Raw genomic sequence first — 18,530 nt, 5'->3', positions numbered from 1 at the left:
CGCCCGATGGGCAAGACGATCCGATTGACGATGGCGCAGGCCGTCACGCATTTCCTCAAGAAGCAGATGACCATCATCGACGGGCAAAAGCAGCCGATCTTCGGTGGCGTTTGGGCTATCTTCGGTCACGGCAATGTCGCCGGTATCGGTGAGGCACTCTATCAGGTGCGCGAGGAGCTGCCGACCTTCCGCGCCCACAATGAGCAGGGCATGGCCCATGCCGCCATCGCCTATGCCAAGGCGAGCTTTCGTCAGCGTTTCATGGCCTGCACGACCTCCATCGGCCCCGGCGCACTGAATATGGTGACAGCCGCCGGCGTCGCCCACGTCAACCGTATTCCGGTCCTCTTCCTGCCCGGCGACGTCTTTGCCAATCGCGCCCCCGATCCGGTACTGCAGCAGATCGAGGATTTCGGTGACGGCACCGTGTCGGCCAATGACGCCTTCCGCCCGGTCTCCCGCTATTTCGACCGCATCACCCGCCCGGAACAGATCATATCGGCGCTGAAGCGCGCCATGCAGGTGCTGACCGATCCCCTCGATTGCGGCCCGGTGACCCTCTCGCTCTGCCAGGACGTACAGGCCGAAGCCTATGATTATCCCGAAAGCTTTTTCGAAGAGCATGTCTGGACCCAGCGCCGACCGCAGCCGGATGCCGACGAACTCGCCAGCGCCATCTCGCTGATCCGTCGTTCGGAAAAGCCCGTCATTCTCGCCGGCGGCGGCGTGCTCTATTCGCAGGCGACGAAGGAACTCGCCGCTTTCGCCGAAGCCCATGATATTCCCGTCGTTGTCACGCAGGCCGGCAAATCGGCCATCGACGAGACGCATCCCCTCGCGCTCGGCTCTGTTGGCGTGACGGGCACCTCGGCGGCCAATGCCATTGCCGAGGATACCGATCTGGTGATTGCTGTGGGAACCCGCTGCCAGGACTTCACCACCGGCTCCTGGGCGCTGTTTAAGAACGAAAAGCTGGCCATGATCGGCCTCAATATTGCGGCCTATGACGCGCTGAAACACAACAGTCACCCACTGGTGACAGATGCGCGCGAAGGGCTGAAGGCGCTTTCCGCCGGCCTGACGGGCTGGCGCGCGCCGGCATCGCTCGCCGAAAAGGCGACACGGGAAAAGAAGATCTGGATGGAAGCTGCCGCCAAGGCGATGGCGACGACCAATGCCGCCCTGCCCTCCGACGCCCAGGTCATTGGCGCCGTTACCCGCACGCTAGGCGGCAAGGACAGCATCCTCGTCTGTGCTGCCGGCGGCCTGCCCGGCGAGTTGCACAAGCTTTGGCCGGCGACGGCGCCGGGCAGCTACCACATGGAATACGGCTTCTCCTGCATGGGCTATGAGATTGCCGGCGGGCTTGGCGTCAAGATGGCGCGGCCGGAGAAGGATGTCGTCGTCATGGTCGGCGACGGCTCCTACATGATGCTGAATTCCGAACTGGCGACCTCTGTCATGCTCGGCCTGAAGATCACGGTCGTTCTCCTCGACAACCGCGGCTATGGCTGCATCAACCGCCTGCAGATGGCGACCGGTGGCGCGAACTTCAACAACCTCTTGAAGGACTCGCGCTTCGAAGTGATGCCGGAGATCGACTTCCGAGCGCATGCGGCGAGCATGGGTGCGATTGCGGTCAAGGTTTCCTCCATCGCCGAGTTGGAACAGGCCATCGAAGCATCGAAGAAGAACGACCGCAGCTCGGTCATCGTCATCGACACCGACCCGCTGATCACCACGGATGAAGGCGGCCACTGGTGGGATGTCGCCGTTCCCGAAGTCAGCCCTCGCGCCGAGGTCAACAAGGCCCGCGCGGCTTACGAACAAGCCCGCGCCGCCCAGCGCATCGGCTGATCCATTTCCGTCCTGTTTCTGGAGGAGCTTTCGGCTCCTCCGACAGCTTTTTCAAGGAGACCATTGATGAAGGCCAAACTCGGCATGTCGCCCATCGCCTGGTGGAACGACGATCTTCCTGAGCTCAGCGACGACGTATCTCTGGAAGAATGCCTGCGCCAGTCGCGCGGCGCGGGCTTCACCGGCATGGAACAGGGCCGGCGCTTCCCTAGCAACCCTGATGAGATGCTGCCGATCCTGCGTGCCGCCGACGTGACGCTTTGCGGCGGCTGGTTCTCCGGCACCCTCGTCAACGAGGCGCTTGCCGCCAACAAGGATCGCATCGCGCCGATGATCGAACTGTTCAAGGCGGTCAACGCGCCTTGCATCGTCTATGGCGAAGTCGGCCGCTCCATCCAGGGCGACCGCTCCAAGCCGCTCGCCACCAAGCCGCGCCTTTCGGATGACGAGATGAAGGCCTACGCCCGCCGCGTCACCGAGTTCGGCGAATGGTGTGCCGACCAAGGCATGCCGCTCTCGTATCACCATCATATGGCAGCCGCGGTCGAAACCGAGCCGGAACTCGATGCCTTCATGCGCAATTCCGGCGAAGGCATTCCGCTGCTGCTCGATGCCGGTCACCTCGCCTTTGCCGGCGGCGACGTACTGCGCGCCATCGACAACCACCACGCCCGCATCAACCATGTCCACGTCAAGGATATCCGCAAGTCGGTCGTCGACGGGCTGGATCGCAGCAAGCAGTCCTTCCTCGATGCCGTCGCGCTTGGCGCATTCACGGTGCCGGGCGATGGCTCGCTCGATTTCGGCGCGATCGTCAAGCGCTTCGCCGATTACGGCTATGAAGGCTGGTTCGTGGTCGAAGCCGAACAGGATCCGCGCAAGGCGCCGCCGCAAAAGATGGCCGAGATCGGCCATGCCGAGCTGATGCGCGTGATGACGGCCGCAGGCTACACGGTTGAAACCGAAGGCTTTCCCAAGGGATAACGGAAGACGAGCACCCCTCTCCTCCGTCACAGGTTGGCGAGGGGCACTCTCCAAGCAATGGAGCAAGACCATGCCCAATCTGAAGGTCAAACCTAGCGGCTCGCATGGCCGTGTCACCCATGTCACGCCAGAAAGCGCCGGCTGGACCTATGTCGGCTTCGACCTACATCGTCTGAAACCGGGCGAAACCGCTTCGGCCGAAACCGGCGATCGCGAAGTCTGCCTCGTCTGGGTCAGTGGCAAGGGAAGCGCCAAGGCGGGTGCAAAGGATTTCGGCTCGCTCGGCGGGCGCATGAGTCCCTTCGAGGGAGCGCCCCACGCGCTCTATATTCCAGCGGGCTCGAGCTGGTCGGTGACCGCCGAGACCGATCTGGAACTGGCCGTCTGCTCGGCCCCGGGCGGCGGCTCCTATGAAGCTCGCGCCATTCCGCCGGGCACGCATCCGGCGTTGACGCGCGGCAAGGGCACCAATGTCCGCCACGTCAACAACATCATGCCGGAAGACGATGGCGCGGCGCATTCGCTGCTCGTCGTGGAAGTGATCACGCCCGGCGGACACACCTCCTCCTACCCTCCGCACAAACACGATCAGGACAATCTCCCTAACGAGAGCTTCCTGGAGGAGACCTATTACCACCGCCTCAACCCGCCGCAAGGCTTCGGCTTCCAGCGCGTCTATACGGACGATCGCTCGCTGGACGAAGTCATGGTGCTGGAGGATGGCGATGTGACGCTGGTGCCTAGGGGATATCACCCCTGCGCCGCCTGCCACGGCTACGATCTCTATTATTTGAATGTCATGGCCGGCCCGAAGCGTATCTGGAAATTCCACAATGCCACGGAGCACGAGTGGCTGCTGAAGTCCTGAAGAAGCTTCAGGTCCTCAACGACGCGCCCTCGTGGTTCGAGACGGCCCTTTGGGCCTCCTCACCATGAGGGCTAGTCTCCTCTCCTGCACGAGGCTACCCGTTGAACTCGCCTCATGCGGTAGAGAGCCGGTTTACGCGACGATGTCCACTCCATCCTCACCCTGAGGAGCGAAGCCTCGAAGGGCGAGGTTGGCCACAAGCTTCCCAGTAAAAAAGGCCGCGCCCGAAAGTGCGGCCTTTTCCATTCCTACGCCGGCAACAGGCCGTAACGCCATTTCCGATCCCTGGCATTCCGCGACAACACCAGCCAGGTCAGCAGGATCATCCCCATTTCTGCAAAGATCGGCGTCATCCAGATCCCACGTTCGCCGAAGACGAGCGGCAGGAGGAATGTCAGCGGCAAGGTGAACAGATAGGACCGCGACAGACCCAAGATCGCACCACGCTTCGCATCACCGATGGACTGGAAATAGGACGACAGAATGATCGCCTGACCAAAGAGGAAATAGGCGCCGATCGTCCAGGGCAGGATGCGGCCGACTTCCGTGACGATCACAGGATCGCCTACGAAAATCGAACCCATATGCCCCGCCAGCAACTCGACGATGAGTTCGACGGCTGCGCAATAGACGAGAGCCGAAATCAGGGCGATCAAGACGCTATGACCGACGCGGGTTGGAAGGGCGGCGCCATGATTATGGCCTGATATGGTCTGCAACGCGATGCTCAAGCCCAACAGCGGCAGATAGGCGAAGGTCATTACCCGGGTGACAATGCCGTAGGCGCCGACGGTCGCGACATAATCCCCCTCATGCCAGATCGACACGTTGAAGAGGATCGCCGCCGAGCTTAGCGAAATGCCGATGAAACCGAGGCTCATCGGAGCGCCGAAGGCGAAGATGCCGCGCCACTCGCGAACATGCAGCGCCATGTCGACCCAAAGGCCATTCGGCCGACGCAGGCGATAGATGATGACGATCATCAGGCAGATGAATTGCGCCAGCACCGAGCCGCCGGCGGAGCCGACCACGCCCCAGTGCGCAACGGCCATCAGCAGCCAGTTTGCCAGAATGTTGAGCAGCGTCGAGGCAAGCGTCACCAGCGTCATGAAGCCGAGCTTCCCTTCGCAACGCAGCCCGTCGAGATGGATCGAAAGAAAGAAGCTGATCGGCGCGAAGGCGACCATGACGCCCATGAAGGCCTCGGCGCTGCGGGCAACATCGGCGTTTCCCGCCGCTGCCACGGCAATGAACTGGCGGCCTGCGAGCCAGTAGACGAGGTTGATCGCCACCACGACGGCAAGCGCCAGCGTATGGGCGCCGGTAAACACGGACTTCGCGCCGTCACGATCGCCGGCGCCGAGGCGACGGGCGAGAATACTCGCCATGCCGTTGGAAACCAGCGTCTGCAGCGCGATCAGCAGCATCAGCGCCGGAAAGATGAGGCTGACGGCGGAGAGCGCGTCGGCGCCGACATAGACGCCAAGGAAATAGGCGTCGACGACGGCAAAGAGACCGCTGACTGTCGTGATAACGACGATCGGCGCCGCGGTCTTGACGAAGACGCCAGGCAGCCAGCCGGTGAGGAACATGTTGTTTTCGAGTGCGTGCGTCATGGTGGTATCCGGACGGAATCTCTCGCTATAGGCGAAGATAGGGACCTATCGATAAAGGATGAAGATTAGATGTCGAGAACCAGATGGGGCAGGCCGTTCGATGTCCGGCGCGGCGAAATTCCGTCGGCATCGACCTGAGCGTTGATGCGCTGGCGGAAGGCCGAGAAGCTCTCGAATTCAACCACATCGACCGGTTCGTCGAAATGGATCGTTATCTTGTAGAGCCCGCCAGACTTCGCCGACATCGCCAGAACCTTGCCCGTGAAGGGCTTGTTCAGATAGCGCCCGCGCACGGCGGAGCCGACATCGAAGAGCGCATCCGGCCCATCGTTGGGTTTTGCGGCAAGCGCCGACAGCGTATTCCAGTCGCGCAGCCCGTGTTGCTTGGCGATGAGTTCCAGTGCCGTCGAGTGGCTCATGTCGTCTCCGCGCTCGGCCATCGCCTGACGCAGACGCCGGGCCTGAGCCTTCAATTCATCTATGGACGGATACGTCGTCATAGGATCAGCCTTTGCTAGGGCACGCAATTACGACCGTGAAACGGAGCTCGCATTACCGTAAGTCAGCATGCCCTGAATGGCTGTGACCTATAAACAGCGAGGACTTCACCCTGGATTTTCATCCGCGAGCGGCAGGCGCCTCGAACCGCTCGTTCGTATGAGCGAAGCCGATGCGCCTGTCAAGATGCGCCCAAATCGGTACAAAAGACGAACCCGTTAAAATTCTACCAATGCAATTGACGCTTCCGCAAAACCTCCGTGCAAGGTTCATGGAGTAACCGAGATGAATTCGGTCTGTTCTTCAATAGGGAATGACAATGCTTCGCGCAACCCATCTGGCGAAAGTCAAATCCGAAGTCTACGAACGCAGCTGGGAACGGTTCTACGTCCAGAGGCCGGCGCGTCTCGTGGCTGTTCGTCCCTGTCTGACAGGCATTTCGGTGCGCAGCGCCGAGATTACCGACATCTCGCGCGGCGGCGCCAGCTTCACGGTCGCCACGACCGTCGGGCTGCCGACCCATTACTATCTAAACATCCTCGGCCTCGCCTACCGCATCGCCTGCGCTGAAACGAGCCGCAACGGCAACCGCGTCCATGTCCGCTTCATCAACCTGATCGAGCCGGAAACCCTCCGCCGCGTCGTGCGCGCCGATTTCATGATCGGCAATGTCGAAGCGCTGGCGGCACGCGGCAGGCGGCGGCCGGTATAAATTCGGCTTCACGTCCTCAATCGCTTGGCACGTCCCCGCGGGCATATCGTGCAGGCGGCATGCCTGCGTATCGCGCAAAGGCGACGCTGAAGGTGCTTGCCGATCCGTAGCCAACGCGTTCAGCTACCTGATCCATCCCCAATTCGCGGCTGCGCAATAGCTGCTTTGCGAGGGCCATGCGCCAAGCCAATAGATATTCCATTGGCGGCAGGCCAACGACGCGGCTGAAACGCGCAAAGAAAGCCGATCGGGACAGGGCCGCTTCGGTCGCAAGATCCGCGACAGTCCAAGGATGGGCAGGACGCGCATGCATCGCGTGAAGTGCTGCGGCTAGGCGTTCATCGGCAAGGCCGCGACTCAAGCTCGACGTGACGGTTGTTTCCGTGCCGGATCGCAATGCCTCGATCAACAACACCTCCAGCAGCCGTTCCAACACGAGTTCGCGCGCCGGCCGGCGCTCGCGCGTTTCCTCACCGACCAATTGCATCAGCGTCGCGAGTCGGGGCTCGTCACGAACGATAACGACATCAGGCAATAGGGAAACGAGCAAGGCCGCATCCGGCGCGCCAAAGCTGCAATGCCCTATGCGCATGCGCATATCCGCCGGCCCTTCGAGGCGGCCGACCCGGAAATGACCGCCACTCAACTGCGTCGGAACCATGGCGGACAGACCGGCCGGTGCGTCGACACTCTCGTTGATGAGGTCGCGCATGGCCGGCACGAGCACGAAATCGCCGGCTCGGAGGATGAAAGGTTGATGTCCTCCAAACGTTACGCGGCAACGCCCCTCAAGGATTGCGCAGTAGAATGGCTCGCCTGTGGCCTCGCGATGAATTCGCCAGGCGCCGGCGCATTCCACCAGCTTCGAAAAGCGTGCGGCCGGCTGTAGCAGCGTGACGATTTCGGCAAGGGGATCGACGGTCATAATCAGGACTAACGCTAAAGAAATGGAGACTGTAGCATATATAAAGTCTCGCGCTAGGTCACTACCATGGCATCATTCCTTTGGTTTGGAGAAGCTTATGTCTACGATATTGATCACCGGTTGCTCGTCTGGCTTCGGCCTGGAGACTGCGAAACTGTTTTTTGAACGAGGGTGGGATGTCATCGCGACAATGCGCACGCCCAAACCCGAGCTACTACCGGTTTCCGAATGCCTGCGTATTCTCGCGCTCGACGTCACCAATCCGGCAAGTATCGCGCAAGCTGTGAAGGCTGCCGGCCCGATAGACGTATTGGTCAACAATGCCGGTTTCGGAGCGCCCTCACCGATCGAGCTGACTGCGCCGGAGACGGTGCAGTCGCTGTTCCAGACAAATACGATCGGCACATTGGCGATGGTTCAGGCCGTATTGCCTCAGATGCGTCAACGTCGGGCCGGAGTCATCGTTAACGTCACCTCTACGGTGACGGTCAAGACTCTGCCGGTGATTGGAATCTACCGGGCGAGCAAGGCAGCGGTGAACGCCTTCACCGAGTCCTTGTCGGTGGAGATGGAGCCATTTGGCGTGCGGGTGCATATTGTCCTGCCAGGCCGGTCGCCGGAAACTCGCTTTGGGGAGAATGCGCGTCCACATTTGCGTGGTCTGGACGATGCGGATTATGCTCCGCTCATTCAGCAATTCATCAAGAATGTGCAGGACGACACCGGCCCCGTCACCTATGCTCCCGACGTAGCGAAGGCAGTGTGGCGGGCAGCCACCGATCCATCCGCCCCGCTGCGAATTCCGGGCGGTGCGGATGCTGAACTCTGGATGGCTGAGGCAGATTTGTAACCGCAATCGGTGCAGCCCAAAAGCTGCTGCCGTTCCGACTCGACCGTGCATTAGAGAGAACACGCAGCCGTCGGCCCCGGGAGCGCGGGCCGGCGGCTGCGTTCGGCCTTTTGCGAACGTCTCATTTCATAGTGGCAGGCGCAGTCTGCCTATTGATATGCGGCGTATGAGATCGGTGAAAAGATCGCATTCTGCAGCCATGACCCGTTGTTCCAGCGAAACTACGCTGTCGTCGGAATGGATTTGAACAGTCGTTGTGGCCACAGTTCTTCCGTGGTCATACTCTCCGTCCACGAGGTGGATTGTTGCGCCTGTTTCCGTTTCCCGATTGTCGAGCACGGCTTGGTGAACTCTTCGCCCGTACATTCCCAAGCCGCCGTATTTGGGTAGCAACCCCGGATGAACATTCAATATTCGCCCATCAAACGCGGCTAGCGTAAGCGGGCCAAGTTTCTTGAGATAGCCAGATAGAACCACGATTTCAGCGCCATAGGCGATTAGAATGTCGCGAAGCTGTTTATCCGCATCAGCTTCCCTGTCCTTCGTCGGAATATGAAACGATGGAATACCGTTGGCCTCAGCATAGGCTAGTGCTGCGGACGAGGCCCTATTGCTAACCAGCACGACGGCGGCAGCATTCATTGTGTTCGCTCGAATGGCCTCGTTGACCGTCCGAAATGAGGTTCCATTGTTTGATGCAAGGAACGCTATTGCGAGCTTATCCGTCAGGGACCTCGTTGATCGATGCTATCGCGATGACCGAAACTCCCTTTAAATGGCACCTGACAAGGATTTTCAATGATTGCGACGACGCAATCCGAAGGCCGCGTTTTCCACCCTTGCAACCAACCGCCAAGCGCCTATTCTGCCGCACCCAGCAACCGAATTCGGGAACAATGCCAGCATGTCCGCCTTCTTGCGCTTCACGCCGCTGATCAGCGCCCTTCCCTCCACCGTTCCTTTCGTCGGCCCAGAAGCGTTGGAGCGTCAGCGCGGGCTGACGGTCAAGGCCCGTATCGGCGCCAATGAGAACGGCTTTGGGCCAGCGCCATCCGTCATCGCGGCCATGCGTGAGCGGGCCGGCGATATCTGGATGTATAACGATCCGGAAAATTACGAGCTGAAGCAGGCGCTTGCGGCCCATCTCGGCGTTCAATCCGCCAATATCGCCGTCGGCGAAGGGATCGACAGCCTGCTTGGCCTGATCGCGCGTATGGTCATCGAGCCGGGTACGCCCGTCGTCACCTCGCTTGGCGGCTATCCCACCTTCAATTTCCATGTCGCCGGCTTCGGCGGCCGCCTCGTCACCGTGCCCTATGTCGATGATCGCGAGGATCTCGATGGGCTGCTCCACGCGGTGAAGCGAGAGAATGCGCCGCTCGTCTATTTCGCCAATCCCGACAATCCGATGGGTAGCTGGTGGGGTGCCGACAAGATCATCGCCTTTGCCCGGGCGCTGCCGGAAAACTGCCTGCTGATCCTCGACGAAGCCTATAGCGAGACCGGGCCTGCCAGCTCGCTTCCCGATATCTCGGCTCTGATCGACCTGCCGAATGTCTTGCGCACCCGTACCTTCTCCAAGGCCTATGGCCTTGCCGGCGCCCGCGTCGGCTATGTTATCGGCGCGCCGGAGACCGTACTGGCCTTCGACAAGATCCGCAATCATTTCGGCATGAACAGGCTCGCGACTGTGGCGGCGCTCGCCGCCCTGAAGGATCAGGCCTATCTTGCCGAAGTAGTCGGCAAGATCCGGGCCGCGCGCGAGGAGATCGGCACGATCGCCCGCGACAATGGGCTGCTGCCGCTCGCCTCCGCCACCAATTTCGTCGCGATCGATTGCGGCCGCGACGGCACCTATGCCCGCGCCATCGTCGACGGGCTGATCCAGCACGGCGTCTTCATCCGCATGCCGGGGGTTGCGCCGCTCAATCGCTGCATCCGCGTCAGCGTCGGGCCAAAGCATGATCTCGATCTATTGGCCGAGGCGCTGCCCAAGGTATTGAAGGCAATCGGCTAAGTCTTAAACGACGAAACCGCGCCAGCCTTGTTCCGGCCGGTCGCGGTTTTCATCATTCGGCTGGCATCTCCCTCGGCCGCCGACATCCCCTCTTTCGAAGTCAGGAAGTCTTATCGCTTACGGCACGCCTTAGAGCGTGATGCCGAAAAGTGCAGGCGGTTTTCGGACGACTTCACGCTCTATTTCTTTGATTCTAGAGCGGATTCAGATTTTAGGTCGAACAGACCTAAAATCATCCGGCTCTAGTGCGTGGTCATCCATTCGCGGGCGGCGCGCAGCGCTGCTGCGAGCTGCATCTTGGTCAAAGTCGCGGCCACGTCGGCGCGAAGCTCGGCGGCGCGCTCGCTGCCACGGATGGCGGCGATATTCAACCATTTGTGGGCGGCAACGAGGTCCGCATTACAGCCCCTGCCGGTCGCATAGTTCACGCCCAGTTCGCAAAGGGCATCGGCGCTGTTACCACCCATCATGGCATTTCCAGACATCGGCGTTTCGAAGCGTGCCATTGCTATTATCCCTGTTTGACTTCTGTTCGTATCTGCCCTGTTTTCCATCCGAACCTTGCCGTCATACGCGGCTTCCGGTTCTTCCGGCCGGCGGGTTTGCCCCGCTCGTTTGATGGCTTCACTATCGCAGACGGCTTTCAAAAAACGCCTAAAATGCATGATTAATTCGATGCAAACAAAGTGCAAATGCTTGGTAAACTTGGGATTTTGTTAAACATCGCTTCCCTTGCAAATTAAGGATTTTCGGGCAGGCTTTACCTTTCGTTAGGATTTGGATTTAAACTCTTTCTTCACCACAAAAAGAGCGCAGTTGAATTCGATGTCGTGTTTCGACGGCGCGCGGATACCCGCCCAAACGGGTATTTGAGCTCTGAAAACCATATTTACCTTTACGTTCGCGTTAGATAATCTCACTGCATTCCCGGTCACAGAACCGGATGCGCCTTGGGGGAGGAATGACACCATGATCCGCACTACCGTTCTTGCGATGGCATTGCTGATGAGCGCGAGTGCCGCTCTTGCCGAAGAGCCGATCGTCGGCAATTGGAAAACGGTTGCTGGCGACACGGCTGCCATCGCTCCCTGCGGCGACAGCTATTGCGTGACCCTGAAGACAGGCAAATATGCCGGCAAGCAGATCGGCAAGATGCAGGGCTCGGGCAACAACTATACGGGCGAGCTTACCGACCCCTCGGAAGACAAGACCTATAGCGGTTCCGGCACGGTCAGCGGCAACAAGATCAAGATGCAAGGCTGCGTGCTGAAGGTATTCTGCAAGTCGCAGACCTGGACGAAGCTCTAAAGCAGCATCTGCCTATTCCAGTAAGCATTTAACGTGCCTGCACGCTCTCGGCTGGCAGGCTTTTTTTATTTGGCTGCGGAAGATGCAGGCGCCCTTTCGAAGCTGGTAATATTTATGAACGCCGGATGAACCGGTATCTCAGCACCTGTTCAGCCTGACCATGGCAAAACAGTGTCCAGTATAGGGCACGGGTAGGCCAGGAATATGGACTCGATCATCATCGCGCGGCGCTTCGTTGTTATCATGCTGTTTGCCGCCATCTTCGCATTCAGCTTCTCGGTTGCGGTCGAGCATGGCGGTCGCAGCGGCGCACAATCGCACTTCGGCGCAAGCTTCACCTGCCTGCAGACCGGCGCGCCTTACTGCACGGCGGTGCAATAACGAACGCCTGCGAGTAATCCTCGCGCAGGCCCGTGGGCGGCTCTAAAAATAGCTGCGAGAATCCAGGCCGCCTGTTGCAACGTCGTTTGCTTGTAACCGACGACACTCTATAATGGCGCATGAGCAACAGAATCTCTCCCTTTTCACCCCTCGACATCTCCTCCCCCAGCCCGTACCAGCCGCGGACCTTCGATGATCCGGGCAAGGCCGTGGAAGCGCTGACGGAACTTTACGATCGCAATACGGCGTTCCTGATCGACAATTTCACCAAGCTTGCCAAAGGTGCGCCGATCACAGCGCGCTACCGCGCCTTCTATCCGCAGGTCAGCATCGAGACCACCAGCTTCGGCCACGTCGATTCACGCCTCTCCTACGGTCATGTCACCGCGCCCGGCGTCTACACGACGACGATCACCCGTCCGCAGCTCTTCAAGCATTATCTCAAGGAGCAGCTGACGCTCCTGATGCGCAGCCATAATGTTCCGGTGGTGGTGTCGGAATCGACGACACCTATCCCGATCCATTTCGCCTTCGGCGAAGGCGCTCATGTGGAAGCAACCGCCACCGTTTTCGAAGACATTCCGCTGCGCGACCTCTTCGACACGCCGGACTTGAACACCACGGACGACGAAATCGCCAACGGCGAATATATCCCGCCGCCGGGCGAGCCCTCGCCGCTTGCGCCGTTTACAGCACAGCGCATCGATTACTCGCTGGCCCGCCTCGTCCACTACACGGCGACCAGTGCGGCGCATTTCCAGAATTTCGTGCTGTTCACGAACTATCAGTTCTATATCGACGAGTTCTGCAAATGGGCGCGCGACCTGATGGCGAGCGGCGGCGACGGCTATACCGAATTCGTCGAACCGGGCAACATCATCACGAAGGCTGGTTCCAGCCAGCCCGAGGGCGATGTGACCGCGCCGCGGCTGCCGCAGATGCCGGCCTACCATCTGAAGAAGAAGGGCCATGCCGGCATCACCATGATCAATATCGGCGTCGGCCCATCCAACGCCAAGACGATCACCGACCACGTCGCCGTGCTGCGTCCGCATGCATGGCTGATGCTCGGCCATTGCGCCGGCCTGCGCAACAGCCAGCGGCTCGGCGACTATGTGCTCGCCCATGCCTATATGCGCGAGGATCACGTTCTCGACGACGACCTGCCGGTCTGGGTGCCGATCCCGGCACTCGCCGAAGTGCAGGTGGCGCTGGAGGCCGCCGTTGCCGAAATCACCGGTTATGAAGGCTTCGAGCTGAAGCGCATCATGCGCACGGGCACGGTCGGCACCATCGACAACCGCAACTGGGAACTGCGCGATCAGGCAGGCCCGGTCAAGCGGCTGTCGCAAGCCCGCGCCGTTGCGCTCGATATGGAATCGGCGACGATCGCCGCCAACGGCTTCCGCTTCCGCGTTCCCTACGGCACGCTGCTCTGCGTTTCGGACAAGCCTCTGCATGGCGAACTGAAGCTGCCGGGCATGGCGACGGCATTCTATCGCACCCAGGTGAACCAGCATCTGCAGATCGGTATCCGCGCCATTCAGAAACTGGCCGCCATGCCGCCGGAAGCGCTGCATTCGCGTAAGCTGCGCAGCTTCTTCGAAACGGCATTTCAGTAAACGACAGCGCTTGCTTGCTACTGCCCATCCACGGGCACAGAATATACATTAGCAGCGGCCGCGACTTGCGGCCGTTCGTCGTTTGGCTGCGCACCCCAGCTCAGGCACAGGATCAGCAGGGCAAAGCCCGCCAAGCCGACCCAGGTGCGGAACACGACCCTGCCGACATCGGCTGCGTCGAGCAGCTCCTCTTCCGACAGCGTCTTCTTTTGCCAGTAATGCACGATTGCGGCTTCCAGACTGTACATTTCCGTCTCTCCTTATGGTTTTGACGGAACTGGTCGACCGGGCTCAGGCTTTTTCGACAGCATCAAAAATTTTTGTCATGCTGCGGATTGGGATGTCGATTTGCTTGGCAGCCACTCGTCTAGGGCTGTCAGCAAATTGAAGAGGAGACGCTGCAATGAAATATCTCTGCCAGGTCTGGTTCGATGGCGCGAAGCTCGACGTCATGACCAAGGATGAAAAGCGCAAGCTCGATTCGGATTCGCTCGGCTATGACCGCGATCTGATGGCGAGCGGCAATATGATCCATGCCGAAGCGCTGCAATCGCCGAGATCTGCGGTGACGGTGCGGGTCCGCAATGGTGAGACGTCGGTGACGGATGGGCCTTTCATCGAAACCAAGGAATATCTCGGCGGCTTCATCCTGATCGAGGCAAAAGACCTGAACGATGCGATCCGGATTGCCGCCGGCATTCCGCTCGCCAAGCTCGGCGCCATCGAGGTACGGCCGATCTATAATTTCGGCCCGGACGCTTGAGGAGGTTACCATGAAATTTCTTTGTCAGGTCTGGTTCGAGACATCCGAGATCGCCAAGATTTCCGAAGAGGAAGGACGAAAGCTGACGCAGGATTCGGTCGATAATGACAACCGGCTGCGCGAGAGCGGCCACCTCATCGTCGCCAATGCCCTGCGCGAACCGGAGACTGCGAAAACAGTTCGCGTGCGCAGGGGCGAAACCGCCGTTACCGACGGCCCGTTCGCGGAGATCAAGGAACATCTCGGCGGCTTCGTGCTGATCGAGGCCCGGGACATGGAGGAAGCGACGGCAATCGCCGCCACCTTCCCTGTCGCCCGATACGGCATGATCGAGGTTCGCGCCGCCTTCGACATCCGCTTTCCGAATGAATAGCAGCGAGAGGAGAAGACATGCGGTTTCTATGCCTGATCTACACATCCGTGGATGTCGACGGACGATTGTCGCCGAACGAGATGAATCATCTGATCGGCGAGCACTTCGTCTTCGACGAGGGCTTGCGGCGGGACGGCACCATGATCGTTTCCGATGCACTGGCGCTCCGAGACAAATCGATCGTCATCCGGCCGAACGGCGGCGACGGATTTTCAGTCACGGACGGCCCATTCGCAGAGACCAAGGAGCACCTGGCCGGCTTCTATCTCATCGAAGCCCCTGACCTCGATGGAGCTGTCGATATCGCCAAGCGCATCCCCTCGGCGCGTTACGGCGCCGTCGAAATCCGTCCGGTTCGTATCCTCACCCTTCGGGGAGACCTAGTGGAGGAAGGCTGACGCCGTGTCGCTGAACCAGACCATCGACGGCATCTATCGCAGCCATTCACGCCGTGTGCTGGCAACGCTGATCCGTCTGCTTGGCGATTTCGACCGAGCGGAGGAAGCCCTTCATGATGCCTTTGCAGCAGCGGCGCAGCAATGGACGGAGGAGACCATCCCGGCCAATCCCTATGCCTGGCTCGTCTCCGCCGGACGTTTTCGCGCCATCGACAATATAAGGCGGCGCACGCGTTTCGACGCTGCCAAGGCCGACATTGCCGACAGCCTCTATCCGGAGGGCGAGATAATGGAGACATCGCAAAGCGAGGAGATCGAGGACGACATGCTGCGACTGATCTTCACCTGCTGTCACCCGCTTATTCCCGCCGAGGCGCGGTTGGCGATGGCCTTGCGGGAGGTCTGCGGCCTGACCACGGAAGAGATCGCTCATGCCTTCCTGATCCCGCCGCCGACAGTCGCGCAGCGCATCGTCCGCGCCAAGAACCGCATTCGCACCGACCATATTCCCTATGAGGTCCCCAGCAAGACCGAACTGCCGGAGCGGCTGGCGCAGGTGCTGCACGTCATCTACCTCGTCTTCAACGAAGGCTATTCGGCATCCTCCGGCTCTGCGATCGTGCGCGCCGATCTTGCCGCGGAGGCCATTCGGCTTGGCAGGCTCCTGCTGCAGCTATTGCCGGATCCGGAAGTCGAGGGGCTGCTGGCAATCATGCTGCTACAAGATTCACGGCGGCATGCGCGCACCGGCGCATCCGGCGATCTCGTTCTGCTTGTCGATCAGGATCGTGCGCTGTGGGATCATGGTCAGGTCCGCGAAGGTTTGGCGCTGTCGGCAAGAGCGATGGCGGCAGATAGCGTCGGCAGTTATGCACTGCAGGCAGCGATCGCCGCGGAACATGCCCGCGCCGTGACCGCAGAGGATACCGATTGGCAAAAGCTGGTGACGCTCTACGACCTGCTATTGATGGCGAGCCCCTCCCCGGTGATCGAGCTTAATCGGGCGGTCGCAGTCTCCATGTGCGATGGTCCGGTGGCAGCGCTTTCCATCGTCGATGGGCTGCTACAAGAGGAACGGATGGCGCGATATCACCTCGCCCACGCCGCAAAAGCCGATTTCCTGCGCCAGCTTGGCCGGATGGATGAGGCGCGGCAATCCTATCAAAGGGCGCTTTCGCTATGCCAGCAGGCGCCGGAGCAGGCTTTTCTGCGCAGGCGATTGGCCGAGCTTGACGACAAGACGACGCGGCATTAAAGCGCGGCGCGATCTTTTAGGGCGCAGCTACGCGTTTGCGTGAGATCAGCAATCCGATCGCCGTCCCCGTCAAGGCAGAAACCACGATCAGCAGGTGAGCGTTGATGCTCGCCTGTGCGAGATTTTCGATTGCCTCCTTGGCGCTCGAAGCACCAAAAGCCATGGCGCCGGCGGTGATGCCGGCCGGATAGGTGCCGACGCCTCCGGGCGCATGCACGGGCAGGACTGATGATAATTCGCCGCCGAGAGCACCGCCGAAGCTTGCTGAAAGCGGCGTGACGTTCATGAGGCCGAGCGCCCAGGCGAGTACCACGACCTTGACGAGCCAGTTGACGATCGTCGTCAGCCAGGCGCGCGCAAAGGCGCTGGCATCAACCGGCAGACCGCGCTCCAGCTCATGCACCAGCCCTTGCGCCTTCTTTGGCAGGGCGCGGGCGGCAAGGCGGATCAGGGGCCGACGAGAGGCGAAGCCTACGACCGGCAGCAGCAGAAAGGCTGCCCATACGATCCAGGCCAGGACATGATAGGGCGAAGCAAGCGCAAGGCCGACGCCGGCTGCGGCCAGCAGCGCATGCAGGTCGAACAGCCGCATGACGAACAGCGCGGAGGTTCCCCGCGCCAGCGGAATGCCGAATTCGGAGCGCATCAGCACCGGGAAGCTGGTCTCGCCCGTTCGGAACGGCATCATGATATTCAGCAGATTATGAACCTGCGTGACGCGGAACAGTGCCGCGAAATGGCCCGAAGTTTCCTTCGGGAAGTAATCGTAGATGCGCCAGGTGCGCAGGAAATAGGTGCTTGTCAGGAGCGCCAGCGCCAGAAGGATCGGCAAGGCGCCGACCTTGCCCCATTGGGCCAGGATCGAGGCCCAGCCCCAGAACCATTCGATGAAGGCGGCATAGGCAAGGACGACCGCGAGCGTCAGCAGCGTCATTCGGTTGCGAATAAACCAATTCTGTCGGCTGGCAACCGTCGGAGTCTTCATGTAGTTAGGGCACCCAAATGCGAGCGGAAGGCTGAAACCGGACTTTTCGCTCGTTTCGTCCGGCACGTACTGCCGGTCTTTTAGGAGAAAGAAGTGTTGCAGACAACGGCAGAGTCGACCCTCCCCCAGGCCGATCCGGCAAGCCCTCTCGAGCTTTCGCTGGTCGTGCCTGTCTTCAACGAGGAAGAAAGCGTCGGACCACTCATCGAGCGCATCTGTGCCGCCATGCGTGGATTTGACAAGTCCTGGGAGCTGATCCTGGTCGATGACGGCAGCACGGACGCCACGCTCGTCAATGCCCGCCGGTCACTTTCGCAGGAAGGCTTGACGCTGCGCATCGTCGAGCTTCAGCGCAATTTCGGCCAGACGGCAGCCATGCAGGCCGGCATCGATGCGGCGAACGGCCGCCTGATCGCCACCATGGACGGCGATCTGCAGAACGACCCGAAGGATATTCCTTCGATGGTCGAGGAACTGGAGCGGCGGCAGCTCGATCTGCTCGTCGGCTGGCGCAAGAACCGTCAGGACGGGCTTCTGCTGCGCAAGATTCCCTCCTGGTGCGCCAACTACCTGATCGGCCGCATCACGGGCGTCAAGCTGCACGATTATGGCTGCAGCCTGAAAATCTACCGCTCCTCCATCATCAAGCAGGTGAAGCTGATGGGCGAAATGCACCGCTTCATCCCCGCCTGGGTCGCCGGCGTCGTGCCGAGCTCGCGGATCGGCGAAGTCCCGGTCACCCACCATGCCCGCCAGCACGGCACGTCGAAATACGGGATTTCGCGCACCTTCCGCGTCATTCTCGATCTCCTGTCGGTGATGTTCTTCATGCGCTACAAGGCGCGGCCGGGACACTTCTTCGGCTCGCTCGGTCTCGGCCTCGGCGCGCTTGCCGGCATCATCCTGCTCTGGCTCTTCATCGACAAGTTCATCTTCGGCGACGATATCGGCAGCCGTCCGCTGCTGATGGTCGGCGTCGTGCTGCTCCTGTCGTCGGTACAGATGATCACGACAGGCATCCTCGCCGAAATGATCGCCCGCATCTATTATCGCGACGATCTCTCGCCGAACTATATCGTGCGCAAGATCTTCGATCGCGATCATCAGGACGCCTAGGC

Annotated in this window: 21 protein-coding genes; 14 read left to right on the top strand and 7 right to left on the bottom strand. The window is 60.5% G+C overall.

The features are described from left to right. Positions 1 to 6: 6 nt before the first annotated feature. From iolD to iolB, 3 genes are all read left to right on the top strand, one after another. On the top strand, positions 7 to 1,857 hold the full coding sequence (gene iolD / locus AC13RM_RS06010; RefSeq protein ID WP_374815965.1) for a 3D-(3,5/4)-trihydroxycyclohexane-1,2-dione acylhydrolase (decyclizing): 1,851 nt from the start codon (positions 7 to 9) through the stop codon (positions 1,855 to 1,857). Between the two features lie 66 nt (positions 1,858 to 1,923). Next, a complete protein-coding gene (gene iolE, locus AC13RM_RS06005; RefSeq protein WP_374815963.1) occupies positions 1,924 to 2,841 on the top strand; it encodes a myo-inosose-2 dehydratase in 918 nt (305 codons plus the stop codon). A 70-nt stretch (positions 2,842 to 2,911) separates the two neighbouring features. Continuing rightward, on the top strand, positions 2,912 to 3,709 hold the full coding sequence (gene iolB, locus AC13RM_RS06000) for a 5-deoxy-glucuronate isomerase (RefSeq protein ID WP_374815961.1): 798 nt from the start codon (positions 2,912 to 2,914) through the stop codon (positions 3,707 to 3,709). Positions 3,710 to 3,957: 248 nt separating this feature from the next. Here the strand turns inward: iolB and AC13RM_RS05995 are convergent, their stop codons facing one another. Together AC13RM_RS05995 and AC13RM_RS05990 are read right to left on the bottom strand one after the other, a co-directional pair. Continuing rightward, positions 3,958 to 5,325, bottom strand: a complete 1,368-nt coding sequence (locus AC13RM_RS05995; protein ID WP_374815959.1) for an MATE family efflux transporter — start codon at positions 5,323 to 5,325, stop codon at positions 3,958 to 3,960. 65 nt (positions 5,326 to 5,390) lie between these two features. Further along, positions 5,391 to 5,825: a glyoxalase superfamily protein gene (locus AC13RM_RS05990; RefSeq protein WP_374815957.1), complete on the bottom strand. Its 435-nt coding sequence runs from the start codon at positions 5,823 to 5,825 to the stop codon at positions 5,391 to 5,393. Positions 5,826 to 6,136: 311 nt separating this feature from the next. Between AC13RM_RS05990 and AC13RM_RS05985 the strand changes: the two genes are divergently transcribed. Continuing rightward, entirely contained in the window at positions 6,137 to 6,535 is a 399-nt protein-coding gene (locus tag AC13RM_RS05985; RefSeq protein ID WP_208409399.1) for a PilZ domain-containing protein, read from the top strand. A gap of 16 nt (positions 6,536 to 6,551) precedes the next feature. Here the strand turns inward: AC13RM_RS05985 and AC13RM_RS05980 are convergent, their stop codons facing one another. Next, positions 6,552 to 7,460 carry an AraC family transcriptional regulator gene (locus AC13RM_RS05980; RefSeq protein ID WP_374815955.1) on the bottom strand — a complete coding sequence of 303 codons (909 nt, stop codon included), beginning with the start codon at positions 7,458 to 7,460 and terminating at the stop codon, positions 6,552 to 6,554. 97 nt (positions 7,461 to 7,557) lie between these two features. On the opposite strand from AC13RM_RS05980, the gene AC13RM_RS05975 reads away from it, so the two are divergent. Continuing rightward, complete coding sequence (locus AC13RM_RS05975; protein ID WP_374815953.1) at positions 7,558 to 8,310, top strand: SDR family oxidoreductase; 753 nt, start codon at positions 7,558 to 7,560, stop codon at positions 8,308 to 8,310. A 126-nt stretch (positions 8,311 to 8,436) separates the two neighbouring features. On the opposite strand, the gene purN is transcribed toward AC13RM_RS05975, so the two are convergent. Then, positions 8,437 to 9,021: a phosphoribosylglycinamide formyltransferase gene (purN, locus tag AC13RM_RS05970; protein WP_374816255.1), complete on the bottom strand. Its 585-nt coding sequence runs from the start codon at positions 9,019 to 9,021 to the stop codon at positions 8,437 to 8,439. Positions 9,022 to 9,214: 193 nt separating this feature from the next. Here purN and AC13RM_RS05965 point away from each other — a divergent pair, with 193 nt between their 5' ends. Then, the gene (locus tag AC13RM_RS05965; RefSeq protein ID WP_374815951.1) at positions 9,215 to 10,327 is read left to right on the top strand and encodes a pyridoxal phosphate-dependent aminotransferase; all 1,113 of its coding nucleotides are present in this window, start codon (positions 9,215 to 9,217) and stop codon (positions 10,325 to 10,327) included. A 242-nt stretch (positions 10,328 to 10,569) separates the two neighbouring features. Here the strand turns inward: AC13RM_RS05965 and AC13RM_RS05960 are convergent, their stop codons facing one another. Continuing rightward, positions 10,570 to 10,833: a sel1 repeat family protein gene (locus AC13RM_RS05960; RefSeq protein WP_015339268.1), complete on the bottom strand. Its 264-nt coding sequence runs from the start codon at positions 10,831 to 10,833 to the stop codon at positions 10,570 to 10,572. A gap of 463 nt (positions 10,834 to 11,296) precedes the next feature. On the opposite strand from AC13RM_RS05960, the gene AC13RM_RS05955 reads away from it, so the two are divergent. The 3 genes from AC13RM_RS05955 to AC13RM_RS05945 all read left to right on the top strand — a co-directional run bounded on the left by AC13RM_RS05955 (position 11,297) and on the right by AC13RM_RS05945 (position 13,638). Then, positions 11,297 to 11,635: a DUF2147 domain-containing protein gene (locus tag AC13RM_RS05955; RefSeq protein WP_113229481.1), complete on the top strand. Its 339-nt coding sequence runs from the start codon at positions 11,297 to 11,299 to the stop codon at positions 11,633 to 11,635. Between the two features lie 204 nt (positions 11,636 to 11,839). Then, positions 11,840 to 12,016: a hypothetical protein gene (locus AC13RM_RS05950; RefSeq protein ID WP_374815948.1), complete on the top strand. Its 177-nt coding sequence runs from the start codon at positions 11,840 to 11,842 to the stop codon at positions 12,014 to 12,016. 119 nt (positions 12,017 to 12,135) lie between these two features. After that, positions 12,136 to 13,638 (top strand): AMP nucleosidase, encoded by a 1,503-nt coding sequence (locus AC13RM_RS05945; RefSeq protein ID WP_374815946.1) that lies wholly within the window; start codon positions 12,136 to 12,138, stop codon positions 13,636 to 13,638. A gap of 17 nt (positions 13,639 to 13,655) precedes the next feature. Here the strand turns inward: AC13RM_RS05945 and AC13RM_RS05940 are convergent, their stop codons facing one another. Further along, complete coding sequence (locus tag AC13RM_RS05940; protein WP_374815944.1) at positions 13,656 to 13,886, bottom strand: hypothetical protein; 231 nt, start codon at positions 13,884 to 13,886, stop codon at positions 13,656 to 13,658. A gap of 155 nt (positions 13,887 to 14,041) precedes the next feature. On the opposite strand from AC13RM_RS05940, the gene AC13RM_RS05935 reads away from it, so the two are divergent. Genes AC13RM_RS05935 through AC13RM_RS05920 form a run of 4 tightly spaced genes read left to right on the top strand, consistent with a single transcriptional unit; the run spans position 14,042 to position 16,427 of the window. Beyond that, complete coding sequence (locus tag AC13RM_RS05935) at positions 14,042 to 14,401, top strand: YciI family protein (protein WP_374815942.1); 360 nt, start codon at positions 14,042 to 14,044, stop codon at positions 14,399 to 14,401. Between the two features lie 10 nt (positions 14,402 to 14,411). Continuing rightward, entirely contained in the window at positions 14,412 to 14,774 is a 363-nt protein-coding gene (locus AC13RM_RS05930; protein WP_374815940.1) for a YciI family protein, read from the top strand. Positions 14,775 to 14,791: 17 nt separating this feature from the next. Then, complete coding sequence (locus AC13RM_RS05925; protein ID WP_113229476.1) at positions 14,792 to 15,172, top strand: YciI family protein; 381 nt, start codon at positions 14,792 to 14,794, stop codon at positions 15,170 to 15,172. Between the two features lie 10 nt (positions 15,173 to 15,182). Beyond that, a complete protein-coding gene (locus tag AC13RM_RS05920) occupies positions 15,183 to 16,427 on the top strand; it encodes an RNA polymerase sigma factor (protein ID WP_374816254.1) in 1,245 nt (414 codons plus the stop codon). Positions 16,428 to 16,443: 16 nt separating this feature from the next. Here AC13RM_RS05920 and AC13RM_RS05915 read toward each other — a convergent pair whose 3' ends face one another. After that, positions 16,444 to 17,412 carry a lysylphosphatidylglycerol synthase domain-containing protein gene (locus AC13RM_RS05915; RefSeq protein WP_374815939.1) on the bottom strand — a complete coding sequence of 323 codons (969 nt, stop codon included), beginning with the start codon at positions 17,410 to 17,412 and terminating at the stop codon, positions 16,444 to 16,446. Between the two features lie 96 nt (positions 17,413 to 17,508). On the opposite strand from AC13RM_RS05915, the gene AC13RM_RS05910 reads away from it, so the two are divergent. Then, positions 17,509 to 18,528, top strand: a complete 1,020-nt coding sequence (locus AC13RM_RS05910) for a glycosyltransferase family 2 protein (RefSeq protein WP_374816252.1) — start codon at positions 17,509 to 17,511, stop codon at positions 18,526 to 18,528. Positions 18,529 to 18,530 lie beyond the last annotated feature (2 nt).

The organism is Martinezella sp. CNPSo 3732 (assembly GCF_057784515.1).
This window is presented reverse-complemented; position numbering and strand designations above follow the sequence as displayed.

What these genes read in the sequence shown, in the direction of transcription:
- iolD (WP_374815965.1), top strand. Translation starts at nt 7, where the DNA reads ATGGGCAAGACGATCCGATTGACGATGGCGCAGGCCGTCACGCATTTC.
- iolE (WP_374815963.1), top strand. Translation starts at nt 1,924, where the DNA reads ATGAAGGCCAAACTCGGCATGTCGCCCATCGCCTGGTGGAACGACGAT.
- iolB (WP_374815961.1), top strand. Translation starts at nt 2,912, where the DNA reads ATGCCCAATCTGAAGGTCAAACCTAGCGGCTCGCATGGCCGTGTCACC.
- AC13RM_RS05995 (WP_374815959.1), bottom strand. Translation starts at nt 5,325, where the DNA reads ATGACGCACGCACTCGAAAACAACATGTTCCTCACCGGCTGGCTGCCT.
- AC13RM_RS05990 (WP_374815957.1), bottom strand. Translation starts at nt 5,825, where the DNA reads ATGACGACGTATCCGTCCATAGATGAATTGAAGGCTCAGGCCCGGCGT.
- AC13RM_RS05985 (WP_208409399.1), top strand. Translation starts at nt 6,137, where the DNA reads ATGACAATGCTTCGCGCAACCCATCTGGCGAAAGTCAAATCCGAAGTC.
- AC13RM_RS05980 (WP_374815955.1), bottom strand. Translation starts at nt 7,460, where the DNA reads ATGACCGTCGATCCCCTTGCCGAAATCGTCACGCTGCTACAGCCGGCC.
- AC13RM_RS05975 (WP_374815953.1), top strand. Translation starts at nt 7,558, where the DNA reads ATGTCTACGATATTGATCACCGGTTGCTCGTCTGGCTTCGGCCTGGAG.
- AC13RM_RS05965 (WP_374815951.1), top strand. Translation starts at nt 9,215, where the DNA reads ATGTCCGCCTTCTTGCGCTTCACGCCGCTGATCAGCGCCCTTCCCTCC.
- AC13RM_RS05960 (WP_015339268.1), bottom strand. Translation starts at nt 10,833, where the DNA reads ATGGCACGCTTCGAAACGCCGATGTCTGGAAATGCCATGATGGGTGGT.
- AC13RM_RS05955 (WP_113229481.1), top strand. Translation starts at nt 11,297, where the DNA reads ATGATCCGCACTACCGTTCTTGCGATGGCATTGCTGATGAGCGCGAGT.
- AC13RM_RS05950 (WP_374815948.1), top strand. Translation starts at nt 11,840, where the DNA reads ATGGACTCGATCATCATCGCGCGGCGCTTCGTTGTTATCATGCTGTTT.
- AC13RM_RS05945 (WP_374815946.1), top strand. Translation starts at nt 12,136, where the DNA reads ATGAGCAACAGAATCTCTCCCTTTTCACCCCTCGACATCTCCTCCCCC.
- AC13RM_RS05940 (WP_374815944.1), bottom strand. Translation starts at nt 13,886, where the DNA reads ATGTACAGTCTGGAAGCCGCAATCGTGCATTACTGGCAAAAGAAGACG.
- AC13RM_RS05935 (WP_374815942.1), top strand. Translation starts at nt 14,042, where the DNA reads ATGAAATATCTCTGCCAGGTCTGGTTCGATGGCGCGAAGCTCGACGTC.
- AC13RM_RS05930 (WP_374815940.1), top strand. Translation starts at nt 14,412, where the DNA reads ATGAAATTTCTTTGTCAGGTCTGGTTCGAGACATCCGAGATCGCCAAG.
- AC13RM_RS05925 (WP_113229476.1), top strand. Translation starts at nt 14,792, where the DNA reads ATGCGGTTTCTATGCCTGATCTACACATCCGTGGATGTCGACGGACGA.
- AC13RM_RS05915 (WP_374815939.1), bottom strand. Translation starts at nt 17,412, where the DNA reads ATGAAGACTCCGACGGTTGCCAGCCGACAGAATTGGTTTATTCGCAAC.